Origin of the sequence: Kitasatospora sp. NPDC059088 (genome assembly GCF_042738155.1) — a bacterium.
Classification (GTDB): Bacteria; Actinomycetota; Actinomycetes; order Streptomycetales; family Streptomycetaceae; genus Kitasatospora.
The window spans coordinates 1-19,512 of sequence record NZ_JBHYGR010000001.1 but is presented as its reverse complement, the minus strand read 5'-3'; the positions used below and the strand labels follow the sequence as shown (position 1 = coordinate 19,512).

Here is a 19,512-nt window from a genome sequence, read left to right as displayed (position 1 = left end):
CGGGCGGCCTCGTGATCACAACGGCCCCACCGCCCCGGTACGGTGGACCGCGGCAAGCCAGATCACCGAGGGGACGGGAGCGGTTCCGATGAGCGCAGGGGCGGCAGAGACGGCAGCGGTCCAGGAGGTCCAGGAGGTCCAGGCCGTCCTGGACGGCGACGGCGGCCTCGGGCGGATCGTGCTCAACCGTCCGCGGGCCCTCAACTCCCTGACCCACGGCATGATCACCGCCATCCGGGCGACGCTGGACGACTGGGCCGCCGACGACCGGGTGCGCGCCGTCGTCCTGACCGGCGCCGGCGAGCGCGGCCTGTGCGCGGGGGCGGACCTGCGCGCGATGCACGCCGACGTCACGGCCGGCGGGGCCGGCACCCGCGCCTTCTTCCGCGACGAGTACCGGGTGAACGCGCTGATCGCCCGCTACCCGAAGCCCTTCGTCGCGGTCATGGACGGCATCACCATGGGCGGCGGCATCGGCCTGTCCGCCCACGCCGCGGTGCGGATCGTCACCGAGCGCTCCGTGATCGCGATGCCCGAGACCCGGATCGGGCTCACCCCGGACGTCGGCGGCAGCCTCCTGCTCGCCCGTGCCCCGGGCGAGTTCGGCACCCACCTCGGGCTCACCTCGGCCTCGATCGGCCCCGCCGACGCGCTGCTGTGCGGTTTCGCGGACCACTTCGTCCCGTCCTCCCGCCTGCCCGAGCTGCTCGACGCCCTCGCCGGTGGCGCCGATCCGGCCGCGACCGTCGCCGCCCACGCCGAGCCCGCGCCGACCGCCGGAACCACCGGAGCCGGCGAAGCCACCGGGACCACTGGGACCACCGGCCCCGCCGGATTGGCCGCTCAGCAGGAGTGGATCGACGCCTGCTACGCGGCCGACACCGTTGAGGAGATCGTCCGGCGCCTGCTCGACTCCGGCGTGCCGGAGGCGAAGGAGGCCGCCGAACTGCTGCTCGGGAACTCCCCCACCGCCGTCAAGGTCACCCTGGCCGCACTGCGCCGCGCCCGTACGCTGCCCTCGCTGGAGGCCGCGCTCGACCAGGAGTACCGCATCTCCTGCGCCGCGCTCGACCGGCCGGACCTCGCCGAGGGCATCCGCGCCCAGGTGATCGACAAGGACCGCGATCCGCAGTGGTCGCCGCGCACGCTCGCCGAGGTGACGGAGGCCGAGGTCGCGAGCTTCCTCGCCCCGCGCGAGGGCGACGAGTTGGGCCTCGCCTGACCCGCCCGCCCCTCACCGGAACACCCACCCCGCCGGAAAGCCCACCCCGCCGGAACACCTTCCCCGCCGGAACTCCTGCTCCCCGGAACGCCTGGAGAACGCCATGACCCATCCGCTGCCGACGCGGGCGCCCACGCCGACGCCGGACGGGGGCGCCGACCCGCTGTCCCGGGTCCCGCTCGGCGAGCAGGTGCGCGGGCTGCTGCTGGAGGGCCTGCTCGGCGGTCGCTGGCAGCCCGGTGACCGGATCGTCGAACGGCGCCTGGCCGCCGAGTTGAACGTCAGCCAGGCGCCGGTGCGCGAGGCGCTGCGCTCGCTGCAGACCCTCGGGCTGCTCGACGCGGAGCCCAATCGGGGCGTCCGGGTGCGCGAGATCGGCCCGGCGGAACTGCGCGAGGTCTACCTGGTACGGGCGGCACTGGAACGCCCGGCCGCCGAGGCCGCGGTCGTCCGGCTGGCCGGTGACACCACCGCACTGGAGGGGCACGCCGAACGGATGGCGAGCGCCGCGGCGGCCGGTGACACCCTCGGGCAGGCCCGGCACGGGGTGGCCTTCCACCGCGAGATCGTCGCCGCCTCGGGCAACGGGACGCTGCTGCGGACCTGGGAGGGCCTGGGCGTGGAGGTCTGGACGGTGCTGTCGCTGCACCGGGTCCGGCCCGAGCTGCACGAGAACGCCGCCGACCACCTCCCGCTGATCGAGGCCTTCCGGCGGCAGGACCCGGAGGTCGGGCGGCTGCTCGCGGAGCACGTCCTGGAGTACGCCGACCGCTCCCACTGAGCACCGGCTTCGACGCCCCCGCTCGGCGTCTCCCCGCCCTCTCATTGTTCGCACAGGGATGATCGATCATCGAGCAGACTACTCGCCGGTAGCGGTTGACGCACCGCCCCGCCACTCCCTACCGTCCACAGTGAGTTCCATTAGGAGAAACACTATTCCGCATCACGGAATAAGTGCCCTGAGGCAACCGGTAAAGGGGAACCACCCGTGTCCCAGCTCGACCAGCTTCACGACCAGGACCCCGAGGAGCTCGCGGAGTGGCGCGACTCGCTCGACGCCGCCCGCGACTTCGGCGGGCCCCACCGCGCCGCCCACCTGCTGCGCCGCCTCGTCGAACACGCCCAACTGCGCCGCCTCGACGTCCCCCCGCTCCTGGACACTCCGTACGTCAACACCATCCCCACCGCCGCCGAACCCGAGTTCCCCGGCGACGAGGAGATGGAGCGGCGGATCACCGCCTGGAACCGCTGGAACGCTTCCGCCAGGAGACCGGCGGCGACGGACTGCCCTCCTACCCGCACCCGCGCCGACTGCCCTGGTTCTGGGAGTTCCCCACCGTCTCGATGGGGCTCGGCCCGCTCTCCGCGATCCACCAGGCCCGTTTCAACCGGTACTTGACCGCGCGCGGGATCAAGGACACCTCCGGCTCGCACGTGTGGGCCTTCCTCGGCGACGGCGAGATGGACGAGCCGGAGTCCACCGCCGCCCTCGCCCTGGCGGCACGCGAGGGCCTGGACAACCTCACCTTCGTGGTCAACTGCAACCTCCAACGCCTGGACGGCCCGGTCCGCGGCAACGGGAAGATCGTGCAGGAGCTGGAGCGCCAGTTCCGCGCGGCCGGGTGGAACGTGGTCAAGTCGCTGTGGGGCGAGGCCTGGGACGAGCTGCTGGCCCGCGACACCGGCGGCGCCCTGGTCCGCCGGCTGGGCGAGGTACCGGACGGGCAGTTCCAGACCTACGCCGCCTCCGACGCCCGCTACATCCGCGCGCACCTCTTCCACGCCGACCCACAACTGCGCTCCCTCGCCGACTCCTTGGACGACCGACGGCTCGCCGAGATCGTCGCCACCTCCCGCGGCGGCCACGAGCCCCGCAAGGTGTACGCCGCCTACCGGGCCGCCCTGGAGCACCGGGGCGCCCCCACCGTGGTGCTGGTGCAGACCGTCAAGGGCTGGACCCTCGGCCCCGGCTTCGAGGCCCGCAACGCCAACCACCAGATGAAGAAGCTCTCCGGGGCGCAGTTCCGCGCCATGCGCGACCTGCTCGAACTCCCCATCCCCGACAGCGCCCTGGACGCCGAGCTGGTCCCGTACGCGCACCCGGGCCCGGACTCGCCCGAGGTCCGCTACCTGCGTGAACGGCGCGCCGCGCTCGGGGGCCCCGCCCCGGCCCGCCGGGTGCGCTTCACCCCGCTGCCCGAACTGCCCGCCAAGCCCTTCGAGACACTGTTCAAGGGATCCGGCACGCAGGAGATCGCCACCACCATGGCCTTCGTCCGACTGGTCAAGGACCTCGTCCGGGACAGGGCCACCGGCCACCGCTGGGTGCCGATCGTCCCGGACGAGGCGCGCACCTTCGGCATGGAGTCGCTTTTCCCGACCGCCGGGATCTACTCCCCGCTCGGCCGGACCTACGACCCCGTCGACCGCGACCAACTCCTCCACTACAAGGAGTCGGTGAGCGGCCAGATCCTCAACGAGGGCATCACCGAGGCCGGTTCGATGGCCTCGCTGACCGCCGCCGCGACCTCGTACGCCACCCACGGCGAGCCGGTCGTCCCGTTCTAATCCTGATCGGCGCCACCGCCGGGCGCACCACCATGACCGGCGAAGGCCTGCAACACGCCGACGGCCAATCCCCGTTGATCGCCTCCACCAACCCGGCCGCACTATCCTACGACCCGGCCTTCGGCTACGAGGTCGCCGTGATCGTCCGCGAGGGACTGCGCCGGATGTACGGCCGCAGCGAGCAACACCCGGACGGCGAGGACGTGTTCTACTACCTGACCGTCTACAACGAGCCACTGCCCCAGCCCGCGCTCCCGGACGGCCCGGCGGCCGGGGAGGGAGTGGCCGGGGAGGGAGTGGTCGACGGCATCCTGCGCGGGCTCTACCGGTACCGCGCGGCCGACGCCGACCACCTGCCCACCGACGCACCGACGCTCCAACTCCTCGCCTCCGGCACCGCCGTGCACTGGGCACTCGCCGCACAGCGGCTGCTCGGCGAGGAGTGGGGCGTGGCGGCCGACGTCTGGTCCGCACCGTCCTGGACCGAGCTGCGCCGGGAGGCGCTCGACTGCGACGCCGCCAACCTGGCCCGGGCCGCGGCCGGCACCGGCGCGGCGGACCGCGTCCCGTACGTCACCCGGGCGCTGGCCGGGGCACCCGGCCCGGTGCTGGCGGTCAGCGACTGGATGCGCGCGGTGCCGGACCAGATCCGCCCCTGGGTCGAGCAGGACTGGACCTCCCTGGGCACCGACGGCTTCGGCCTCTCGGACAGCCGGGCGGCCACCCGGCGGCACTTCGGGGTGGACGCCGAGTCGGTCACGGTCGCCGCGCTGGCCGCACTGGCCCGCCGGGGCGGGGTCAAGGCCGAGACCGTACGGCAGGCCGCGGAACGGTACGGCGTCCGGTTCTGAACCCCCCGCCGCGCTGGTGACCGGCGTCTCGCATGCCGGGACTGGCGCGCGACGGGGCGCGTCGTAGATCGTTGGGTGGTCAGGGCGCGCCCCTAGGGCGGCGAGCAGTGGAATGGCCGAGCAGCGGATGGGAAGTGCGGCGATGACCGAGAGCGGGACCGAGACCTACGAGACGATCCTGGTCGAGCGCAAGGGCCGGGTCGGGCTGATCACGCTCAACCGGCCGAAGGCGCTGAACGCGCTGAACACCCAGCTGATGAACGAGGTCGTGGCGGCGGCCACCGCGTTCGACCGGGACCCGGAGATCGGCTGTCTGGTGATCACCGGCTCGGAGAAGGCCTTCGCGGCCGGCGCCGACATCAAGGAGATGCAGGGCAACCGGTTCCCGGACGTCTACCTCGACGACTGGCTGGGCCCGTGGGACCGCTTCGGCGCGCTGCGCAAGCCCGTCGTCGCGGCGGTCGCCGGGTTCGCGCTGGGCGGCGGCTGCGAGCTGGCGATGATGTGCGACATCCTGCTGGCCGCGGACACCGCGAAGTTCGGCCAGCCGGAGATCAAGCTCGGCGTCCTCCCGGGCATCGGCGGCTCGCAGCGCCTCACCCGCGCCATTGGCAAGGCCAAGGCGATGGACCTGTGCCTCACCGGCCGGATGATGGGCGCCGAGGAGGCCGAGCGGGCCGGCCTGGTCGCCCGGATCGTCCCGGCCGACCAGCTGCTCACCGAGGCGCTGGCCACCGCCGGGACCGTCGCGGCGATGTCCACCCCGGCCGCGGTCATGCTCAAGGAGAGCGTCAACCGCTCCTTCGAGACGACGCTCGCCGAGGGCGTCCGCTTCGAACGCCGCCTGTTCCACTCGGTGTTCGCCACGGCGGACCAGAAGGAGGGCATGGCTGCCTTCGCCGAGAAGCGGGCGCCGAAGTTCGAGCACCGCTGACGGCCGACAGGCGGTCGACGACCGGCCACGGGTGACCGGTGACGGGTGGCGGGTGGCGGCGAACAGATAACAGACAACAGATGACAGCGAACAGATTTCATCATCTGAAATCTGTTCGCTGTCATCTGTTTGTTGTCAGTTGTTCGCCGTCAACCCTCCTCCACCAGCACCGTGTTCAGCCGCGCCAGCCCACTGCGGGTGGCGGCGACCACGATGCGGTCGCCCGGGGTCAGTCGCCGGGTGCGGTCGGCGAAGCCCCAGTGCAGCTGGTTGCTGCGGGCGAAGCGGACCGCGATGACCCGGACGCCGCCCGGGTCCTCCAGGTCGTGCCGGTTCAGGCCGATCAGTCCGCTGCCGTCCTCCACCGTCAGCTCGGCGATCAGCAGCGCGTGCCGGAAGACCGAGAGCGTCCCGCGCACCTCACTGCCCATCAGCGCGGCGGCGAAGGCGGGCGCCGCCAGGTAGGAGACCGAACGGGAGGCCGCGTTGTCCAGCGTCTTGTAGAAGTGGCCGGCGAAGTTGTCGTCGAAGAGCCGGACCACCACCCGGACCTCGGGATTGCCGTGGCGCGCCTCCAACGCCGCCTCCAGGTTGGTGGCGTCGTCCCCGCTGACCGCGACCACCGCCCGGCTGTGCTTCAACCGGGCCCGGCGCAGCTGCTCCTCGAACGGCCCGTCGCCCAGGACGACCGGGATGCCGAGCGCCCGGGCGGCGGCGATGCCGCGGGCCTGCGGGTCGCGCTCCATGCAGACCACCGGCACCCCCATCTCGTGCAGCTGGGTCGCGACCCGGGTGCCGACGTTGCCGAGCCCGACGACGATCACGTGGTCCCGGGTGCCGGCGCTCGGGTTGCGCGGAAGTCCGCGCCGTCCGGAGCCGAGCACCTCGACGACGATGGCGGTGGCGACCGGTGCGAAGGTGATCCCGCAGAGGGTGATCACCACCTGGGCGACCCGCTGCCAGGCCCCGCCCGTACCCGTCCCGGCGGCGATGTCGGCCTGCTGGTCGGGCTGGGCGGCGCCGGCCAGGTCGAGCAGGGAGATGTAGACCGTCCAGCCGAAGTCCCGGCTGAGGTACCAGAGCACGCTGAACGCCAGCAGCACGGCAGCGAGCGCGGTGAGCAGCACCAGCCGCATCCGGGCGCTGGTGAAGAAGCGCATGGTGTCGAGCACCCGCCAGCGCAGCCGCCGCGCCCAGGTGATCGGCTCCCCGGGCTCCATCCGCAGCGCCTGGAGGGCGGCGATCCCACCCGGCGACTCCTCGGGCTCGGGCTCCGGCTCGGGCTCCGACTCAAGGCCAGGCCCCGGCACAGGCTCGGGCACCGGCTCGGGCTCAGGCCCCTGCGCCGCCTCGCGGCGGACCCCGCCGGGCCGGACCGGCCCGTCGCCGCCGAACTCGGAGGCGAGCCGGACGAACTCGGCCGAGTCGCCCTCCTGTTCCGGCAGCAGGCGGATCCTGCTGAGGTCCTGCCGGTCGATCTGGTCGGCGACCACGCAGATCCGGTCCGGGGTGATGGCGTCGTCGAACGCGATGTGCAGGTAACGGCCGCCGATCTCGACCGAGTTGGGCCGGCCGAGCGCCGCCGCGGCGAAGGCCGGGGCGGCGGTGGCGGAGCCGGAGAGCGCAGCGCCGTTCCTGAGCAGCCGTTCGATGTTCTCGCCGAGGCGCTGGTTGAACATCCGGAAGACGATCCGGATGTTCGGGTTGTGGCCCTGGGCGCTGAGCGCGGCGTGGATGTTCTCCTGGTCGCTCCCCTCGACCAGGGCCAGGCCGCGGGCGGTGTCGACGGAGACCGCGCGCAGTGCTTCCTCGGTGATGTTCGGGTATTCGACGACGGCGGCGACGCCGGTGATCTCTTCGATCCGCGGTGCGTGGTCCCGGGTGCGGTCGGTGACCAGGACGACGACCGGGACTTCGTAGTGCTCGACGAGTTCCAGGACCAGCCGGTGCGCCAGGGCATTGCCCCCGCACACGATGTAGTGCTGGCTGATCGGCTCGACCGGAGGGGTCCCCCACCCTTCAGAAGTCATACCGACGGATGGTATCGACGGCAGGTGACCGGAGGGTGTCAATCCGGAGACCGAGGGGGATCACTCGAACGGATGTACCTGACGGGCGGTCCGGTGACGGTGCGCGGAGGCTGGGGTTCGTTCTCCGCCCCCGACCACGAGGAGTACGCCGCCGTGGCCCCTCCCATCATCACCCCCGACGGAACCCCGGTCCAGGGCCCGCTCGGCCTGCTCGCCAAGGCCGCCTGGCAGGTGCTGCTGGCCGCGGGAGTGGCCTCGCTCGCGCTGGGGATCGTCGTCTTCGCCTGGCCACGGGAGACGCTGCTGGTGGTGGGCGTGCTGTTCGGCCTCTACCTGCTGGTCATCGGCGTCGTCCAGCTGGTCGCCGCGTTCGGCACCCACGCCACCACCGCCCTGCGGGTGCTGGCCTTCATCAGCGGCGCGATCTGCGTGCTGCTCGGGCTGCTCTGCTTCCGCAGCGCGGTCCAGTCGCTGCTGCTGCTCGCCCTCTGGATCGGGATCGGCTGGCTGTTCCGCGGCATCACCCAGCTCGCCGCCGCGATCTCCGACCCGTTGATGCCCGCCCGCGGCTGGCAGGCCTTCGCGGGCGCGGCCAACACCCTGGCCGGCGTGCTGCTGATGGTCTGGCCGGTCGGCTCGATCGCCGCGCTGACCGTGCTGGCCGGGTGCTGGCTGGTGATCCTGGGCCTGGTCGAGATCGCGACCGCCGTCCAGGTGCGCGGTCGGGCCAAGCGGATCCCCTCCGGGGTCTGACCCACCGCCACCGCGGGGAGGCCGCGGCCTTACGGTCGGCGCGCGTAGCCGAGGCGGAAGGTGGCGGCCTCCAGCCGTTCCGGGGTGAGCCGCACGTCGGTGAGCCGCTCGGCGAGCGCGAACGCGGCCTCGGTGTGCAGCGCGCCGCGCTCCCCGTCCAGCCGGAAGCCGCAGGCCGTGAGCAGTTCGGGGATGCCCGGGGCGTCGGCGTCGGCGCCGTGCCGCTGGTCCGCGAAGAGCGGCTCGAACTGCAGGCGGCAGGCGGCGCGTTCCCACCAGTTGAAGTGGTCCACCGCGTTGGCGTTGCGGAAGTGCGAGACCAGCCGGGTGCCCTCGGTGAGCCGGGAGATGACCTCGGGCAGGCTGCCGAGGTATCCGTACGGTTCGATCGCGAGGGCCCAGCCGTCGAGCTCGGTGACGGCGACGAGCAGCCGGTCCTCGTCCAGGTCGAAGAGTTCCTCGGCTTCCGCGTCCTCGCCGTCGTCGAAGGTCTCCCAGGCGGCGACGACCGCGTTCAGCCCGGTCACCTCCCGGCCGATCAGGGCGTCGAAGCGGGGCAGCAGTTCCTCACCGGTCACCGCCTGGACGTGGGTGAGGCAGTAGGCCTCGCCCAGGACGGGGTAGCGCTGGTCGAACCAGGTGAAGTCGGTGGCGTGCGGGGCGGTCATGCGGTGATGCTGTCAGACCTCACCGACACCGCCCACCCCGCCCCCACCCCGCCCCCGTCCACGCCCCGGCCCCGCCCATGCCCCGGCCCGACCCCGCTCAGCGCCAGACCGGCGCGTCCGTCCCCCAGCGCCCGGGCGGGCGGGCCCAGTCCGTGGGGGCGCCGGCGTAGCCGATCGGCGGCAGGGCGTACCGCAGCCGCCCGTACGCCGAGTCGGTCTCGGTGAGCCAGCGCGCCGGGTCGTACGGCTCGGTGCCCGGCAGCCCCGGTCCGGCCGGGCCGCCCTGGTCAACCGGTTCGGCCGGCCCGGCCGGGATGCCGTGCATCAGCCAGGAGGCCGAGCCGACGAAGGAGAAGCGCAGGTGGCGGCCGCCGGGGCGGTGGGTGCGCTGCTCGGTGAGGGCGCGCAGGACGGCGGCGGCGAGGAGGTAGCCGGTGCCGTGGTCGAGTGCCTGGGCGGGCAGCACCCCGGGCCGGCCGTCGGGCCCTGCCTCGTGGGCGGCGATCCCGACACCGGCCTGGACCAGGCTGTCGAAGCCGCGGCGTCCGGCCCACGGGCCGGTCCAGCCCCAGGCGCTGATCCGGGCGAGGACCAGGTCGGGCCGACGGGCGAACAGCGCCTCGGGGGCGAGGCCGTGGGCGTCGAGGGAGCCGGGCCGGTAGGCGTTGACGACGACGTCGGCGGTGTCGAGCAGGCCCTCGAAGGTGGCGCGGTCGGCCGGGTCGGCGAGGTCGAGGCGGGTGGAGCGCTTGCCGAAGCCGGTGTCGGTGTGGGCGTCCTCGGCCTCGGGCAGCCGGGGCGAGTCGATCCGCAGCACGTCGGCGCCGAGCAGGGCGAGGGTGCGGGTGGCGACCGGTCCGGAGATCACCCGGCTGAGGTCGAGGACGCGGATCCCGGCGGCGGGGCGGTCCACCGGGGCCGCGGCGAGCGGGCGCACGGGCGCGGCGCCGATCTCCCGGCACTCCACCAGGGGGTGCGCGGCCGTGCTCACCGGCGCGACCGCCACGGCGAGCGCCCCGGCCGCGTACGCGCGCTCCTGCACCTGCTCGCCGGGCAGTTTGCCGAGCGCCTCGGCGAGTTGCTCGGGCCCGGCGCCGGGGGCGAGTCCGAGGACGGCGAGCAGCCGGTCCCGGTGGTGCGGGTAGTTGGCGTGGGTGCGGATCCAGCCGTCGGCGGTGCGCCAGAAGCCGGAGAGCGGGGCGAAGCCGACCGGCTTGCGGCCGTCGATCTCCAGGTTGCGCTCACTGACGAAGGAGGTGGCGACCGCCCCCTCGTCCACCCGGACCGCGGGGACGGGCCCGCCGCTGCGGAGCGCGGCGAGTTCGGCGGCGGCCAGCGAGCAGGCGGCCACCGTGGCCCGGGCGAACCGGCTCACCGGCAGGCCCGAGGGCAGGCCGCCCTGCGGGCCGTGGAAGGCCACCCGGTCGAGGAGCCCGGCCGACCCGCCGAGGGCGGCCCAGACCTCCGCGGTGGGACGGTCGGCGGCGGGGCCGCCCGCGGACCGGGACTCAGGCCGGGACTCGGGCCGGGACTCGGGCCGGGACTCGGGCCGGGCCCCGGGTGCAGACGCAGACTCGGACGCGGACTCAAGCGCGGACTCGGGCGCGGACTCGGGCGGTGTCGGACGATCGGTCATGCCGCGCATTGTGCTCCGCATCCGGACCGCCCGCCGTGACGCACGCCACCGCGCCTGCCGACCGCCCGCTCCGCCCACGCCGCCCACTCCGCCCCGCATTCCTGCCCGCCGGAGCAGCCCTGACGGACGAGCAGCCGAAGTCCGGCCGGCGGCTTCCGGACGCCGGGTAGGGTGCGAACGGCGGCCGCCACGGCCGGCACACGGGGGCTGAGCGAAAAGGGGGACGCATGCACACGATCCGCCGTCTGGACCTGGGCCACATAGTCCGGCCGGCCGCCGAGGTGGGCGGCCCCGAACCGCGGGTGGAGCCGGTGCTCGCGTACCTCGTCCGCGGCCCGGGGTCGCTGCTGCTGTTCGACACCGGGATCGGCGCGGGCTCGCCGGAGACCGAGGCGCACTACCGCCCGTCCCGCCGTCCGCTGCCGGAGGCGCTCGCGGCCGCCGGCGTCGCGGTCTCGGACATCGACCTGGTGGTCAACTGCCACCTGCACTTCGACCACTGCGGCGGCAATCCGCTGTTCGCCGGGACACCGGTCCTCGTCCAGGCCGGGGAACTGGCCACCGCCCGGCGCGGCGGCTACACCATCGACGCCCTGGTCGACTTCCCCGGCGCCGTCCACCAGGAGCTCGACGGCGAGACCGAACTCTGGCCCGGCGTCCGGGTGCTGCCCACGCCCGGCCACACCGCGGGGCACCAGTCGCTGCTGGTCGAGCGCATGGACGGTTCCAGGGTGCTGCTGGCCGGGCAGGCGTACGACTTCGCCTCCGAGTACGGACAGGCGGTGCTGGCCCGGCAGGCCGCGCGCGACGGGGTGGCGGCGCCGCTGCCCGGCTACCGGGCCTGGCTGGACCGGGTCGCGGAGCACCGGCCGTGCCACGCGATGTTCGCGCACGACCACGCGGTGTGGGAGCTGTCGGTCTAGCCGACGCCGAGCCGTGCGGGTCCGGCCGAGCCGTGCTGGTCCGGAAGCCGAGCGGTGCGGGTTCAGAAGGTGAAGCCCAGTGAGCGGACCCGGTGGTCGAAGCTGGACGGGACGAGCACCGGTTCGCCGACCGACCGCGCCCCGGGCAGCCGGGTGAACAGCTCGCGGAACAGCGCCGTCATCTCCTGCCGGGCCAGGTGCGCGCCCAGGCAGTAGTGCGGCCCGCCGCCGCCGTACCCGAGGTGGGGGTTGGGGGTGCGGGTGATGTCGAAGGCCTCCGGATCGGGGAAGACCGCCTCGTCCCGGTTCGCCGAGCCGTAGTACAGCGTGACCTTCTCCCCCGCCCGCAGCAGCGGGCCGCCGGGGCCGCCGAGCTCGTGGTCGACGGCGACGGTCCGGCGGAACTGGACGATCGGGGTGGCGTGGCGGACCATCTCGTCCACCGCCCCGGGGAGCCGGCCGTCCAGGTCGGCGAGCAGCAGCGCGCGCTGTTCGGGGTGGACGGTCAGCAGGTGCAGCCCGTGGGCGAGCGCGTTGCGGGTGGTCTCGATCCCGGCGACCAGCAGCAGCGAGAAGAAGGCGCCCAGCTCGCGGCCGGTGAGCCGGCGGCCGTCCACGTCGGCGGCGACCAGCGCGGAGATCAGGTCCTCGGCGGGACGGCGTCGGCGCTCGCGGCCGACCGCGGCCACGATGCCCTGCATCCGGGCGAGCGCCGCCAGGCCTCGCCCGGGCACCCGGAGCCGTCGGCGCAGCGGCCGGGCCACGCCGACGTCCGCGGAGTTGCGGTCGACCAGGTCGAGGATGGTGCGCCGGGGCTGTTCGGGGATGCCCATCATGGTGCAGATCACCTGGAACGGGAGCTGGGCGGCCACCGGGCGGACGAAGTCCTCGGGCCGGTCGCGCTCGACCGCGTCGACCAGGGCGGTGCAGACGTGCCGGATGTCCTCCTCGACCCGGCCGAGCAGCCGCGGGGTGAAGGCCCGGGAGACGATCCGGCGCAGCTGGGCGTGCCGGGGGTCGTCGAGGTTGACCATCGAGTCGCCGAACAGCAGCCGGACCCAGCGGGCCGGTTCGGGGGTGGTCACCCCGGGGGCGGAGCGGAAGACGGCGGGGTTGCGGCTCGCCTCGACCACGTCGGCGTGCCGGACCAGGGCGTGGAAGCCCCGGCCGGTGGCGCGGTCGCCGAAGTAGACGGGGGCGGGGCGGCGGCGAAGCTCGGCGAAGGCGGCGGCGCGGGCGGGGGCGGGCAGCTGCCAGAAGCGGGGGTCGGTGAGGTCGGGGGTGCCTGCCGCCGGGGCGGAGACCTCCGTCGGGGTGTCCATGGCCGTGCCTCCTGCTTCCGGTCGGGTTCGCGCCGACTCGTGCCGGTTCGGTCAGGGTTCGTTCCGGCGCACACGTTCCGTGCCGGAGTGTGCACATTTAGTGAGTGGAGGGTGCGCGTGTCAAGCCGGTTGGACCGTGGTGCGGGGTGGTGTTAGAGGCCGGTGGCCGGTCGACCCGACGGGCCGGGCATGGTCTCACGGGCCGGAACCGGCCATCACCGGAGGGTGCGGCACGGGCGGGGCGTGGCGGGTGCGACGATGAGTGCCATCGTGATGACCGACCGGATCCGCCTGCTGCGCGCCGCGGTCTTCGCCGCGCTGTGCGTGGCGATGGCCGCCGCGGCGCACGTCGCCATGGCCGGGGCCGGGGTCTCGGCTCCGGTCCTGCTCGGCGCGTTCGGGGCGGTCCTCGGACTGACCTGGCTGCTGGCCGGGAAGCGGCGCGGGCTCGGGGTCATCAGCGCCTGGATGGTCTCGGCGCAGGCCGCCCTGCACCTGCTCTTCGAACACGCCGCGACGCTCGGCCGCGGGGGCGGGGGCCTGGGCCGGCTCGCCGCCACGGACTGGGCCGCCCTGCTGCTCTGCAACCCGGACCGGACGGCCGGCGGGCTCTCGCCCGCCGAGCTGGCCCGGATGGCGGGCATCGACCCGGACATCCCCCCGGCCGCGGGCAGCCTGCGGCCGATGGCGGGCATGCACCACGGGGCGACGGCGGGGACCGGGGTCGCTCCCGGGAGCGGGGGCGGGAGCGGGGGCGGGATGGCCGACGGGGCGTCCATGGACATGGGCATGTCCGGGATGCCGGACATGCCGGGGATGTCGCACGCACTGCCGACGGGCCCGGCCCACGGGATGAGTCACGGGATGGGCCACGACATGGCGCACGGCATGTCGCCCGGGATGGCACTCGCCCACGTCCTGGCGGCGCTGGCCTGCGCACTGCTGCTCTGGCGCGGTGACGCCGCGCTGGTCCGGGTCTTCGAGCTGCTCGCCGCCCTCGGGGCGGTCGTCGCCGGGGCGCTGCCGCTTCCGCTGCTGACGCTGTTCGCCCGCCCCTTCGGGTACCGGCCGCCGGTCGTCCCCCGGCCCGTCGAACGGCCGGACGGCCTGGCCCGGTCGGTACTGCTCACGCATGCCGTCGTCCGGCGCGGCCCACCGGCGTTCGCCCTCGCCTGCTGACGCGCCCGACGCGCTCCCCCATCCGGCCGATGACCGGTCGGTGACCGGCCCCGCTGCCGGAACTTCCGGGACCCCGCCGTCGGGCAGGTCGCCCTGCCGCTCCACCGCGCCCTTGCGCCGTCACGTCCCGTGTCGTCGCCTCCCGCGCCGTGGGTGCCATCGGGGCCCGGGCCCGGATCCGCGACCGCCGACACCTCCGCGGGAGGTGCGCAGCGCCGCGCGGCCGGCCCATGGACGCCTGCGGTGCCGCTGTGCGCGGCGCCGCTCCCTGCCTTCCCCTCGGGACCTTCCCATGCCTCACTTCGACGGCGCACCGGTTCGCACCGGCGCCACCGTCCTACCGTTCCGCGGCCTGCGGCGCCTCCGGCGCGGGGCCGACCGGGCCCTCCAGCCCCAGCCGGGCGGACAGCCCGGCCGCCCACTCGGGCGCCGGGCCGTCGTCGGCGGCCGCCCGCACCTGGGCGCGCAGTCGCTCGGCCCGGTCCAGCCAGTCGCGGCAGCCGGCGCAGCGCGCCAGGTGCTTGTCCAGCCGGGTGCCGGGCAGGCCGCTCGGTTCGCCGTCGAGCCGGGCGGACAGAGCGGTACGGAACTGCGCGCATCTCATATGACCATCGTCCCGCACGGCGGCCAGGGCGGTACCGGCCGGGGCAGCGCGGGCCAGGCCCACGCGGACCGGGGCAGCGCGGGCCGGATCGGGGGCCGCCGTGGATGACGACCAGCTCACCGCACTCGCGCTGACCGCCCGCTCGGGCCGGGCGGCGGACGTCGAGGCCTTCGTCCGGGCGACCCAGCGGGACGTCTGGCGCTTCGTCGCCCACCTGACCGACGTGCAGTCCGCCGACGACCTCGCCCAGGAGACCTTCCTACGGGCCCTGCGCGGCCTGCCCGCCTTCGCCGGTCGCTCCTCGGCCCGCACCTGGCTGCTGTCGATCGCCCGGCGCACGGTCATCGACCGGTACCGGATGGCCGCCGCCCGGCCGCGCTGCGCGGCGCTGCCGGACTGGCAGGAGGCGGCGGAACGGCAGGGCGGCACCCCGACGGCCGGGTTCGAGGACGGGATCGCCCTCGGGGACCTGCTCGAACGGGTACCCGCCCAGCGACGGGAGGCCTTCGTCCTGACCCAGGTGGTCGGCCTGAGCTACGCGGAGGCGGCCGAGGTCGCCGGCTGCCCGATCGGCACCGTCCGCTCCCGGGTCGCCCGGGCACGGGAGGAACTGGTCGCGCGCCTGCGGGCCGCCGAGGCCGGGGAACTCGCGGCGGCCTGCTGAGGGGCGGGCGCAGCCGACGGCTGACGGCTGACATCCAACAGTCGGCGGCCGACGACCGACGACCGACGGCGAACAGATGACAGCGAACAGATAACGGATAACAGATGACAGATTTCGAACTCTGTCATCTGTTATCCGTCTGCTGTCATCTGTTCGCCGCCGACGCCGCGACGGCCTCCGCCGAAAAATCCCCCAAGTGTTCGGAACTGGAGCCCGCCCGCCTCCGACTGCTGTACCGGACGCCGCCGCCGAGGCGGTGCCGGTACGGCAGCGGGGAACGGAGGACCTTCATGCGAGCGCAACGCCCCTCGGCCACAAATGACCTGACGGGCTATCAGATCGAACCGGTGGACCGGTGGAGCCTGGTCGTGGCCGCAGGGATGCTCTCGTTCGTCGCGATGCTCGACATGAACGTGGTCAACCTGGCGCTCACCGACCTGGCCTCCGGCCTGCACGTCTCCGCCGGGGTCGCGCAGTGGGCCGCGCTCGGCTACCAACTCCCCCTGGTGGCGCTGCTGTTGCCGGCCGGGCGGTGGCTGGACCAGGTGGGCACCCGGCCCGCGCTCCTGCTCGCCGTCAGCTGCTTCGCGGCCTGCAGCGTGCTGGCCGCCCTTGCCCCGTGGGCGAGTTGGCTGATAGCCGCACGGCTGCTGCAAGGTGCCTTCGGGGCCGTCCTGTTCGTGCTGATGCCGGTCCTGGCCGCGACCTCCGTCCGGCCCGAGCTGCGCGCGCGGGCGATGAGCGTGCCCGCGACGCTGGGGCCGCTCGGCGCCGTCACCGGCCCGGTGGTCGGCGGCCTGCTGCTGGACCACTTCGGCTGGCGGGCGGTCTTCCTGGTGAAGCTGCCGGTCTGCCTGGCCGCCGTACTGATCGTGCACCGCCACGCCCCGCGGCGCGGTGGGCTCCGCCTGCCCGACCGGGGCTCGCTCGGCGACGCCGCCCTGATCGGCGGAGCCGTGGCCGCCGTGCTGCTCGGGCTCACCCTGGCACCCACGGCCCCGGCGTGGCTGCTGCTCGCGCTGCCCGCCGTCCCCCTGGTGCTGCGGTGGCTGCGCCGCCCGGGCGGGCGGCCGGTCGCCGAGGTGCTGCGGGCCGCCCGAACGACCGGGGTGAACGCCTCGGTGCTCGCGCTCGCCGCCGGCTTCGCGGCCTGCCAGTACCTGCTGGTCCAGCAGCTGCGCGGCCCCCGGGGCGAGAGCGCCACCGCCACCGCGCTGACCATGCTGGCCTTCCCGCTCGGCATGGTGCTGGCCGGCCGGGTCGGCGGTCGGCTGGCCGACCGCTGGGGCGCCCGGCCTACGGCGCTCACCGGCGCCGTCGTCACCACCTGCGGCCTGGCCTCGCTCATTCCGGTGGGCGGTGACTGGTCGGCCCTCGACATCGCCGTCCGGCTGGCCGTCGCGGGCGCCGGCATGGGCCTCAACGGCGGCCCGACCCAGGCCCTGGTGATGACCGCCGCCCCGCCCGGGAAGCTCGCCACCGCCGGCTCCGCCGTCCAACTCTCCCGCAGCCTGGGCTTCGCCCTCGGCCCGGCCCTGGCCACCGCCGCCGCCCTGGCGGGCGACCGCGCCACCACCGGCACCCACGCGGGCATCGCCCTGGCCACCGTGGCCGCCGCCACCGCCGTACCGCTGCTCGCCCTGCACGGCCGCCGCCCGCGCGCGTAGGGCCCCCGACACATCCGCCCCCTCGGAGGAAGCACACCCATGACCGACACCGCACCCATGCCCACCACGTCCGGAACCGGGGCGCAGGCCCCGGCCGAGGCCGAACCCCCGCGCTGCCCGTACGGGCACGACCGGCTCCCCAGTCCCGTCCCGCTGTACGGCGAGGCCTACAAGAGCGACCCGTACCCGCTCTACGCCCGGATGCGCGAGGCCGGGCCGGTGCACCGGGTGGAGTTCCCGAGCGGCATCCACGCCTGGCTGGTCACCGGCCACCAGGCCGCCCACGCGACCCTCAACGACCCCCGGCTCGGCAAGAACCACAGCCTGGGCAACGAGAACTGGCGCCGGCTGGCCTCGATCATGCCGGAGCCGCAGCACTCCCAGCTCCAGGTCCACCTGCTGCACCAGGACCCGCCCAAGCACACCGTGATGCGCCGCCTGGTGCTGGACGCCTTCGCCCCGCGCCGGGTGGAGTCGCTGCGCCCGCGGCTGCGGGAGCTCGCCGACTCGCTGGTGGACGGCCTGCCCGCCACCGGCGGCGCCGACCTGGTGGCGGGCTTCGCGGCCCACTACCCCTTCCGGGTGCTGGCCGAAGTCATCGGCCTGCCCGCCGAGTTGGCCGAGCGCTTCGACCGCGACTGGGGCAAGGTGGTCCAGCCGGTCGGCCCGCAGGACCCTGGCCGACCGGCGTACGAGGCACGGCTGCGCGGGCTGCAGACGTACATCGCCGAGGTGGTCGCCCGCAAGCGCGCGGACTGCCGGGAGCCGGGCTGGACCGAGGCCGAGGACCTGCTGGGCCGGCTCGTCGCCGCCCACGACGCGGGCGAGTTGAGCCGCGAGGAGCTCGACTCGATCGTGTTCCAGCTGCTGGTCGCCGGCCAGGAGCCGGTCACCAACCAGATCACCACCATGCTGATCACCCTGCTACGCCACCCCGAGCAGCTGGCCGCGCTGCGCGCCGGCCTCGACGAACCCGGCCGACTGGCCCGGGCGGTGGAGGAACTGCTGCGCCACGACGCCGCGTTCGAGCTCACCACCTGGCGCTTCTTCGCCGAGGACAGCGACCTGTTCGGCACCACCGTGCCGGCCGGCGACTCGGTGATCGTCTCGCTCTGCGCCGCCAACCGGGACGACGCGCAGTTCCCGGACGCCGACCGCCTAGACCTCGACCGCACGCCGAACGCCCACCTCGCCTTCGGCCACGGCATCCACTACTGCCCGGGCGCCGCCCTGGCCCGGGCCGAGCTCCAGATCGCCGTCCGCGCCTTGGTCGGCCGACTGGACGGGCTGCGCCCGGCCGGTGCGCCCGGGGACGGCCTGGACGAACTCGCCTGGATCCCGGCCGTCCTGGCCCGCGGGGTGAACCGGCTGCCGGTCGCCTACGACCGGCGCCGCTGAGCCCCCCGCCCCTCGCCACACCCACCGACCAGCCCTACCCGCCGCCCCCGGAGGAGATCCATCATGCCGCCCGTCGGCACCGCCACCCTCGCCACCAGCGCCCCCGGTCAGCCGTCGACGGCGCAGCTCGCCGCCCGCGTCCTCGGCCTGCTGCTCCCGCACCGCCGCGCCTCCGACCCGGAGTTCGACGCCCGGCCCGAGCACTTCCCCTTCCAGCTGGCGCAGTTGGCGGACTTCATCGCGGCCGGTGAGCCGATCGTCCTCACCCTCCCGGGCTTCCCCTGCAAGTCGCCGAACCCGGCCAAGGTGCTCGGCCACCTGCCCGACGAGGGCGAGCGGCTGTCGCTGACCTTCCTGGACGGGCTCTGCCGGCGGATAGCCCGGATCCACCCGCCCGGCGCCCGGATCCTGATCTGCTCGGACGGCCACATCTTCGGCGACCTGATCGACGTCCCGGACCACCACATCGACGAGTACTCCGACGAGTTGACCGCGATGATCGAGCGCGAGAGCCTGCGCCACCTGGACACCTTCGACCTGCGGGCGGTGCTCGGCGACCTGCCGTACGACGAGAAGCGCGCCCGGGTGCACGCGCGGTACGCGCCGAGCGTCGAGGAGTTGCGCGAGCAGGTGCTGACCGAGCAGGAGACCCTGCGGCTCTACCGGGGCATCACCCGCTTCCTCACCGAGGACGCCGTGAACTTCCCCGGCACCAGGTCGGCCCTCCAGCGGGAGTGCCGCCGGCGCGCCTACGGGGTGATCCAACGCAGCCGCGCCTGGGGCGAGTTGATCGCCGAGCAGCATCCTCGGGCGGTGCGGCTGTCGATCCATCCGCAGCCGGCCGGGGCGCCCAAGTTCGGCATCCGGCTGCTCGCCGCCGCCGACGCCTGGATGACGCCCTGGCACTCCGCCGTGCTCCACCGGTCGGACGGCGGCTGGGAGTTGCTGCGCAACGAGGAGGCCGCGCGGCTCGGCCGGCCGGTGCTGCGCGACGGCCGCCCGAGCCACTACGAGGGCTACCCGGCCAGGCCCTGAGCCCCGGACCGCCGCGGCACGACGGACCCGGCGGGTGCTGACCCGGCCGACGCGGCAC

The 19,512-nt window shown here is 74.6% G+C and carries 15 protein-coding genes and 1 pseudogene; 11 read left to right on the top strand and 5 right to left on the bottom strand.

Annotation, left to right across the window (positions count from 1 at the left end):
• Positions 1 to 88: 88 nt before the first annotated feature.
• The 4 genes and pseudogenes from ACFWXO_RS00080 (at position 89) to ACFWXO_RS00065 (ending at position 5,575) form a co-directional block, all read left to right on the top strand.
• Complete coding sequence (locus tag ACFWXO_RS00080) at positions 89 to 1,222, top strand: enoyl-CoA hydratase/isomerase family protein (protein WP_380520870.1); 1,134 nt, start codon at positions 89 to 91, stop codon at positions 1,220 to 1,222.
• Positions 1,223 to 1,325: 103 nt separating this feature from the next.
• A complete protein-coding gene (locus ACFWXO_RS00075; RefSeq protein ID WP_380520867.1) occupies positions 1,326 to 2,003 on the top strand; it encodes a GntR family transcriptional regulator in 678 nt (225 codons plus the stop codon).
• Positions 2,004 to 2,210: 207 nt separating this feature from the next.
• Positions 2,211 to 4,641, top strand: a pseudogene (locus ACFWXO_RS00070) (pyruvate dehydrogenase (acetyl-transferring), homodimeric type).
• A gap of 142 nt (positions 4,642 to 4,783) precedes the next feature.
• A complete protein-coding gene (locus tag ACFWXO_RS00065; protein ID WP_380520865.1) occupies positions 4,784 to 5,575 on the top strand; it encodes an enoyl-CoA hydratase in 792 nt (263 codons plus the stop codon).
• Between the two features lie 149 nt (positions 5,576 to 5,724).
• Here ACFWXO_RS00065 and ACFWXO_RS00060 read toward each other — a convergent pair whose 3' ends face one another.
• Positions 5,725 to 7,605, bottom strand: a complete 1,881-nt coding sequence (locus tag ACFWXO_RS00060; protein ID WP_380520862.1) for an NAD-binding protein — start codon at positions 7,603 to 7,605, stop codon at positions 5,725 to 5,727.
• A 72-nt stretch (positions 7,606 to 7,677) separates the two neighbouring features.
• Here ACFWXO_RS00060 and ACFWXO_RS00055 point away from each other — a divergent pair, with 72 nt between their 5' ends.
• Positions 7,678 to 8,358 carry an HdeD family acid-resistance protein gene (locus ACFWXO_RS00055; RefSeq protein ID WP_380520860.1) on the top strand — a complete coding sequence of 227 codons (681 nt, stop codon included), beginning with the start codon at positions 7,678 to 7,680 and terminating at the stop codon, positions 8,356 to 8,358.
• Between the two features lie 29 nt (positions 8,359 to 8,387).
• Here the strand turns inward: ACFWXO_RS00055 and ACFWXO_RS00050 are convergent, their stop codons facing one another.
• Together ACFWXO_RS00050 and ACFWXO_RS00045 are read right to left on the bottom strand one after the other, a co-directional pair.
• A complete protein-coding gene (locus ACFWXO_RS00050) occupies positions 8,388 to 9,026 on the bottom strand; it encodes a DUF6461 domain-containing protein (protein WP_380520858.1) in 639 nt (212 codons plus the stop codon).
• Positions 9,027 to 9,123: 97 nt separating this feature from the next.
• A complete protein-coding gene (locus ACFWXO_RS00045; RefSeq protein WP_380520856.1) occupies positions 9,124 to 10,662 on the bottom strand; it encodes a CoA transferase in 1,539 nt (512 codons plus the stop codon).
• 227 nt (positions 10,663 to 10,889) lie between these two features.
• On the opposite strand from ACFWXO_RS00045, the gene ACFWXO_RS00040 reads away from it, so the two are divergent.
• Complete coding sequence (locus tag ACFWXO_RS00040; protein ID WP_380520854.1) at positions 10,890 to 11,585, top strand: N-acyl homoserine lactonase family protein; 696 nt, start codon at positions 10,890 to 10,892, stop codon at positions 11,583 to 11,585.
• A gap of 62 nt (positions 11,586 to 11,647) precedes the next feature.
• On the opposite strand, the gene ACFWXO_RS00035 is transcribed toward ACFWXO_RS00040, so the two are convergent.
• Positions 11,648 to 12,907 carry a cytochrome P450 gene (locus ACFWXO_RS00035; protein ID WP_380520852.1) on the bottom strand — a complete coding sequence of 420 codons (1,260 nt, stop codon included), beginning with the start codon at positions 12,905 to 12,907 and terminating at the stop codon, positions 11,648 to 11,650.
• A gap of 258 nt (positions 12,908 to 13,165) precedes the next feature.
• Between ACFWXO_RS00035 and ACFWXO_RS00030 the strand changes: the two genes are divergently transcribed.
• Positions 13,166 to 14,086 carry a hypothetical protein gene (locus tag ACFWXO_RS00030; RefSeq protein ID WP_380520850.1) on the top strand — a complete coding sequence of 307 codons (921 nt, stop codon included), beginning with the start codon at positions 13,166 to 13,168 and terminating at the stop codon, positions 14,084 to 14,086.
• Positions 14,087 to 14,423: 337 nt separating this feature from the next.
• Here the strand turns inward: ACFWXO_RS00030 and ACFWXO_RS00025 are convergent, their stop codons facing one another.
• Positions 14,424 to 14,690, bottom strand: coding sequence for a zf-HC2 domain-containing protein (locus tag ACFWXO_RS00025; RefSeq protein ID WP_380520848.1), 267 nt, complete (start codon positions 14,688 to 14,690; stop codon positions 14,424 to 14,426).
• Between the two features lie 100 nt (positions 14,691 to 14,790).
• Here ACFWXO_RS00025 and ACFWXO_RS00020 point away from each other — a divergent pair, with 100 nt between their 5' ends.
• From ACFWXO_RS00020 to ACFWXO_RS00005, 4 genes are all read left to right on the top strand, one after another.
• The gene (locus ACFWXO_RS00020) at positions 14,791 to 15,354 is read left to right on the top strand and encodes a sigma-70 family RNA polymerase sigma factor (RefSeq protein ID WP_380520846.1); all 564 of its coding nucleotides are present in this window, start codon (positions 14,791 to 14,793) and stop codon (positions 15,352 to 15,354) included.
• 347 nt (positions 15,355 to 15,701) lie between these two features.
• The gene (locus ACFWXO_RS00015; RefSeq protein ID WP_380520844.1) at positions 15,702 to 17,021 is read left to right on the top strand and encodes an MFS transporter; all 1,320 of its coding nucleotides are present in this window, start codon (positions 15,702 to 15,704) and stop codon (positions 17,019 to 17,021) included.
• Positions 17,022 to 17,060: 39 nt separating this feature from the next.
• Positions 17,061 to 18,419 carry a cytochrome P450 gene (locus tag ACFWXO_RS00010; protein ID WP_380520842.1) on the top strand — a complete coding sequence of 453 codons (1,359 nt, stop codon included), beginning with the start codon at positions 17,061 to 17,063 and terminating at the stop codon, positions 18,417 to 18,419.
• A gap of 63 nt (positions 18,420 to 18,482) precedes the next feature.
• Entirely contained in the window at positions 18,483 to 19,454 is a 972-nt protein-coding gene (locus ACFWXO_RS00005) for an L-tyrosine/L-tryptophan isonitrile synthase family protein (RefSeq protein ID WP_380520840.1), read from the top strand.
• Positions 19,455 to 19,512 lie beyond the last annotated feature (58 nt).

Excerpts from the sequence above, each read along its gene's own strand:
- ACFWXO_RS00025 (WP_380520848.1), bottom strand. The coding sequence starts at position 14,690 with ATGAGATGCGCGCAGTTCCGTACCGCTCTGTCCGCCCGGCTCGACGGC.
- ACFWXO_RS00035 (WP_380520852.1), bottom strand. The coding sequence starts at position 12,907 with ATGGACACCCCGACGGAGGTCTCCGCCCCGGCGGCAGGCACCCCCGAC.
- ACFWXO_RS00010 (WP_380520842.1), top strand. The coding sequence starts at position 17,061 with ATGACCGACACCGCACCCATGCCCACCACGTCCGGAACCGGGGCGCAG.
- ACFWXO_RS00040 (WP_380520854.1), top strand. The coding sequence starts at position 10,890 with ATGCACACGATCCGCCGTCTGGACCTGGGCCACATAGTCCGGCCGGCC.
- ACFWXO_RS00055 (WP_380520860.1), top strand. The coding sequence starts at position 7,678 with ATGTACCTGACGGGCGGTCCGGTGACGGTGCGCGGAGGCTGGGGTTCG.
- ACFWXO_RS00080 (WP_380520870.1), top strand. The coding sequence starts at position 89 with ATGAGCGCAGGGGCGGCAGAGACGGCAGCGGTCCAGGAGGTCCAGGAG.
- ACFWXO_RS00065 (WP_380520865.1), top strand. The coding sequence starts at position 4,784 with ATGACCGAGAGCGGGACCGAGACCTACGAGACGATCCTGGTCGAGCGC.
- ACFWXO_RS00045 (WP_380520856.1), bottom strand. The coding sequence starts at position 10,662 with ATGACCGATCGTCCGACACCGCCCGAGTCCGCGCCCGAGTCCGCGCTT.
- ACFWXO_RS00050 (WP_380520858.1), bottom strand. The coding sequence starts at position 9,026 with ATGACCGCCCCGCACGCCACCGACTTCACCTGGTTCGACCAGCGCTAC.
- ACFWXO_RS00060 (WP_380520862.1), bottom strand. The coding sequence starts at position 7,605 with ATGACTTCTGAAGGGTGGGGGACCCCTCCGGTCGAGCCGATCAGCCAG.
- ACFWXO_RS00030 (WP_380520850.1), top strand. The coding sequence starts at position 13,166 with ATGAGTGCCATCGTGATGACCGACCGGATCCGCCTGCTGCGCGCCGCG.
- ACFWXO_RS00075 (WP_380520867.1), top strand. The coding sequence starts at position 1,326 with ATGACCCATCCGCTGCCGACGCGGGCGCCCACGCCGACGCCGGACGGG.
- ACFWXO_RS00005 (WP_380520840.1), top strand. The coding sequence starts at position 18,483 with ATGCCGCCCGTCGGCACCGCCACCCTCGCCACCAGCGCCCCCGGTCAG.